The sequence below is a fragment of the Photorhabdus viridis genome (genome assembly GCF_040256935.1).
GTDB classification, from domain to species: domain Bacteria; phylum Pseudomonadota; class Gammaproteobacteria; order Enterobacterales; family Enterobacteriaceae; genus Photorhabdus; species Photorhabdus viridis.
On the sequence record NZ_JBEJZY010000098.1, the window covers coordinates 1 to 4587 of the forward strand.

A 4587-nucleotide genomic window follows, 5' to 3' on the forward strand; every position below is an offset into this window, starting at 1 on the left:
GAGCTGTTGTTCCCTGCCGAAAGCCACCCCGGCATCCATCAGCGCTTTAAACTGCGCTTCGTCGTTATGATAGCCGGGCAGATAGCGCTGGCCGGTCAGTTGGGTAATCTGCTCCCGCACCAGCCGCTGTTCATAGAACCCGTCGCCTAACCGTTTGTGCACCAGGGCCGGGTCATGGGTGAGTTGTTGCTGCATGTAGTCCGAACCCAGCCACGGTTTGTACTGGGTGAATTTCGGGTCGGTCTCCACCAGATAGTGGCTGTCGCTGCCCGGTTGTACGGTATACAGGCTGTTATCCGGTAATCGGGTATCGGGCGTGATAACGCGGATGACCGGGTCAACCGGGTGTCCTTTGACGGTTTCCGGCGGCAACGTCAATTCAAACGGCTGGCCGGGTGGCAGGACTAAAGGCTGGTCGGGCGGCAGAACTAAGGGCGGGTTGTTTATCCCGGCAACCGGTTTCACGGCGGTGGGGGCCTGTTGCACCTGCCCGGTCTGTCGGGCTGTCATCGTGATATCGGTACCCTGTGGACGGGTATGGTCCTGCCAGGCCAGCGTGTTCAGGTCTGTCGTTTCTCTCACCGGGGCAGGGTCATAATGGCTGCGGCTTTTCCCCTGCGAGGTTTTAGTGCCGCCGATACGGCGTTTTTTCTTTTTCGCGTACCAGTGGGTCTGGCGCCCTTTATCGGTGGTGATACGTTCGCCCTGAGTGGCAATATTGTGCAGCTCGCCAATGTCACCGCCTAGCGCGCCGCCGGCGACAATCTGGCTGTCGTGATTGGTGACCTGCGCACTGTTGAGCGTCATATTGCCCCCGGCCAGCATTTTACCGGGGTCACTCTGTTTGACCTGGGTTTCCCTGACGGTGCGGGTGTATTGATATTCGTAAAAGTCATTACTGCCGCTGCCGTCCGGCATGATGGCATCGTGCACGCCGTATTTGTTGCGGTGGGAGGTATCCACCTGCGACCAGTCATAGCGGGTAGTCTGTCCGCTCAATACCGCGTCGTGATGGGGCGATTTTTCCGTTTCGACGACCTGGGTGACCACCCCGGCGTTAGTGTTGTGGATCTGGGCAGCCTGAATCGTCAGATTATTCCCGGCTTCAATCGTCGCCGCGTGGTTACTGAGCGCACGCGCCTGACCGGTCGCCGTCAGGGTCTTATCCAGCTGGCCGCCGATGCGCATGTCGCCCACGCTGTAAATCTGGGCATGGTCACTGTTGTTCAGTGTCCCGGTGCCAATATCCAGCCGCTCACGCGCCGCAATGACCGCGGCTTTGCCGTCTTGGGCGGTATTATTCAACGTGCCCGTCTGGAGGGCAAGCTGGTCCCCGTAAATGCGCCCGGTGCCCATATTATTCAGCGTGTTGGCCGTGAGATGAGTCAGGCCGCCGTCAATCAATCCGGTGTTGTTCAGCGTATCGTGGACCTTGACTTGCGTTTGTCCGGCGCTGATTTCGCCTGACGCGCTATTGGTGAGATTGTGTGCGTCAAGATGCAGCGCCTGACCGGCTTTTATCTGGTGGTCATTGATGATATTGCCGGTCGTTTTCAGGGTCAGATTGCCATTAGCCGCGGTGTTGCCGGTATGGTGAAAATCCCCGGTTAACGTGACGGCCATATCTCCCTGCGATAACAGTTGACCGTCACCACTTAGGGCCTCGGCGCTAATGTCAGCCTGTTTCCCGGCAATCAGGGTGCCCTGTCGATTGTGAATCATCAGATGCGGTTGCTGAGCCTCACGGTTGACCGTGAGCTGTTTACCTGCGGAGACCCGCCCCTGGGTATTATTCAATGTCTGGCTGATGTTCGCTTGCAGGTGGTGAGCCGCCCGTAAAGCGCCTTCGGCACCGAACAAACTTCTCATGCTAAGGGCATTATTGTCCATTATTGAACAATGGGTTGTTGCTTATAATTGTGAAAATTTCATCTGTTATCGGGTCTATATCCTCCCCATATTGACCTCTATCCCCCATCATTCTGAAATCATTCATAATATACTTGTATAAATTCTTCATACCATTACTTGCTTTACTCTCAAGAATGTTAATGGATTTTATTAAGTATGCATAAGATGACTCTCCATTTCCTGATTTTTTTAAATACGTAACAACTTGTTCCAACAAGAATATTAATCTTGCGATCTCTATCATATCTTTGTTTATTAACATTTTATTTTCCTTTATTTGTTACTTGATCTGGAAATGCTTTCTTAAATTCTTCGTAAGTATAAACATTACCTGTTTTTCCATCTCGTATTGATTTAACCCAATCCATAGGATAATTCCGTGGCAATAGAATTTGATCGGCTCCGCCTATATACTTAGGATTATTACTCAAAGGTGGTTGTTCCCCAACAGAACCAATGTTCAACTTAGTATTTTTGGGTACTTCTATCTGAGCTTCAAACCGAGTTGTGCTCCATTTCTTATAGACAGCAGTTTCACCTCTTCCCGCATTTTGTATGGTCGTTGCGTAACCACCATCTAACTTAGCTTGATCGTTAACACCACCAAATTTCCTAAACAATGTTACAGGCTCTCGTGTAATAACGGTTTCATATTTTCCAGCCTTAAATGTCGAAGCCACACCTATAGGCAAATATTCTTTATCTACAATAACTACACTTTTATCTATTTTCGTTCCTAGTGAATCTTTAGAACTAACGTTCATATGCGAGATATTTTTATCCGCACTAGTAATCATTTTCCCAGTTTTCTCTGTCTGTGTTTCTCCTTTCACAAAATTATCAATCGCTGAACCGCTTTTACTACCAACTACTTCTGTTGACTGATACTTACTTAAAGACAAAAACGCTTTCGACGCCGCAAACTGTATCAGCTTTGCTTCACTGGTAGGTATGCCACCGGCAACAATTTCCGCCGCCTTTTGCGGTGTCATCTGCTCATTTGATAACACGACATCCAACGGAACACCAAAGAAGTTACCCCACGCAATAATCAGACCTTTTGCCGGATCCTGACCATCAGGAACCTGCCCTCTTAGGTAGTGAGTTAAGGCTGCGTTTATTTCTTCGGGTGTTGCCCCAGATTGAGCCATCTTTTGAGCCAGCGACCCCGCACCTTCAAAATGTTTAGCCCCTTCGGAACCAAACAAACTTCCCATGCTAAGGGCATTATTATCCGCCTTTATTTTCTTTTAACTTGGACGTAATCCAGATACCGATTCCTGTGGGAATACCTGTACTAGCCCCCATTTTAAAAGAGTAATAAACATCTTCTAGAGAGAAGAAAAATTGTCCATCTGTGAAATAAAAAATGATTGCTAGAATAAGGCTGGTAATAAAAACCATACAAAAAAATAATATAAACCATAGACTGGTAAGCAATAAAAGAGCTTGATAAGTGGCTTTTTGATGTTTCATTTACCACCTCCACGTTTATCTAACTGATTTTCAACTCGATTTCCCACCGCTTCAGAAATTAGAGCTCCACCGATAGCACCGCCGACTTCACTTTTAATTGGATTTGCCACTATTGGCGCGAGTTTATCAGTAATAACCTTTCCTCCAATTGCACCAACAGCATTACCAACTGCTGCACCTACTACCGGTACAAGTGGGCTTTTATCCTGTAGTTTTGCCCCAACATAAGCACCCGTTATACTCGCGACTTCTGTAAACCAAAAGCCTTTGCCTTGCGTTACTGCCCCTGTTCCCGTGGCTATCAATGCATCAGTCATGTTCACTGGACCATTTGTCAATTGATTACTAACATTAGCGGTTCCACTGATTAGACCTCCAGCAAAAATACTTCCCACTGTTGCTCCTGATGGTAACAACAGTGGTGCTGCTACCGTGGACATTCCCGCTCCCCATGCTGTTACCAACCCTCTTACTGGATCTTGTCCTTCCGGGTGATCGCCTTTGGCATGTTTTGACAATGCTGCTGAAATCTCTTGAGGGGACTTACCTTCATTTAACATCGAGGTAGCCAGACTGGATGCTGACCGACCGTAATCCGCCAGCCCTTTTGGCAAGCTTAGTGCATTATTATCCGCTGCATTCTTCCCGGACTGCGCTCCGGTAAGGGAGCTGGCGGTGGAGTCACCCGCAATCCCACCGGCCAGCCCTGCTGCCAGCGTGGAGAGGGTACTGATAGTCTGTTTCTGCTCCTCCGTTAACTCACTGACTTTAACCTTATCGCCGTAAAGCTGCTTAATCAGGACCTGCGCCGCCAGCTCACCGGAAGCCGCGCCGGCTGCCCCTGCAAGGGCACTGCCACCACTGGCTTCGGCGGCCACGGCCCCCAAAATCGCATGGGCCAGGGTGTTGGTCGCGATATCCACCTGATGGGTTTGCGGGTCGGTGGTCAGCTCTTTTATCACCCCGGCCAGATAAGGTGAAGCCCCGCCTGCCAGCGCTTGTTTCAGGTCACCCCCGGCCAGTCCCTGGAGAGCCGCCGTTGTCGCCTGTAACGCTTTCTGGTATTTGCCTCCCGTCCCGAAGCCGGAGTCATTCAGCGCCTGCGTGTAAGCGGTGTCGTAGAGTTGCTTTTTGATGTCATCCCCGGTCGGGTGACGGTTGCCCGCTTTTGCCAGTGTTTCTTTTGCCGCCGCTTTGTCT

At 50.1% G+C, this 4587-nt stretch carries 4 protein-coding genes and 1 pseudogene; all 5 read right to left on the reverse strand.

Annotation, left to right across the window (positions count from 1 at the left end; genetic code table 11):
- Positions 1-1860 (reverse strand): annotated as a pseudogene (locus ABR397_RS21900) (S-layer family protein); the annotation flags it as partial.
- Positions 1861-1879: 19 nt separating this feature from the next.
- Positions 1880-2173, reverse strand: coding sequence for a hypothetical protein (locus ABR397_RS21905; RefSeq protein WP_350307560.1), 294 nt, complete (start codon positions 2171-2173; stop codon positions 1880-1882).
- Between the two features lies 1 nt (position 2174).
- A complete protein-coding gene (locus tag ABR397_RS21910; protein ID WP_350307561.1) occupies positions 2175-3128 on the reverse strand; it encodes a hypothetical protein in 954 nt (317 codons plus the stop codon).
- A gap of 13 nt (positions 3129-3141) precedes the next feature.
- Positions 3142-3387 (reverse strand): hypothetical protein, encoded by a 246-nt coding sequence (locus ABR397_RS21915; protein ID WP_350307562.1) that lies wholly within the window; start codon positions 3385-3387, stop codon positions 3142-3144.
- On the reverse strand, positions 3384-4587 hold a 1204-nt coding region (locus ABR397_RS21920), incomplete at its 5' end, for a VENN motif pre-toxin domain-containing protein (RefSeq protein ID WP_350307563.1). The genes ABR397_RS21915 and ABR397_RS21920, both read right to left, overlap by 4 nt.

Coding starts and splice junctions, on each gene's coding strand:
- ABR397_RS21905 (WP_350307560.1), bottom strand. CDS start 2,173: ATGTTAATAAACAAAGATATGATAGAGATCGCAAGATTAATATTCTTG.
- ABR397_RS21910 (WP_350307561.1), bottom strand. CDS start 3,128: ATGGGAAGTTTGTTTGGTTCCGAAGGGGCTAAACATTTTGAAGGTGCG.
- ABR397_RS21915 (WP_350307562.1), bottom strand. CDS start 3,387: ATGAAACATCAAAAAGCCACTTATCAAGCTCTTTTATTGCTTACCAGT.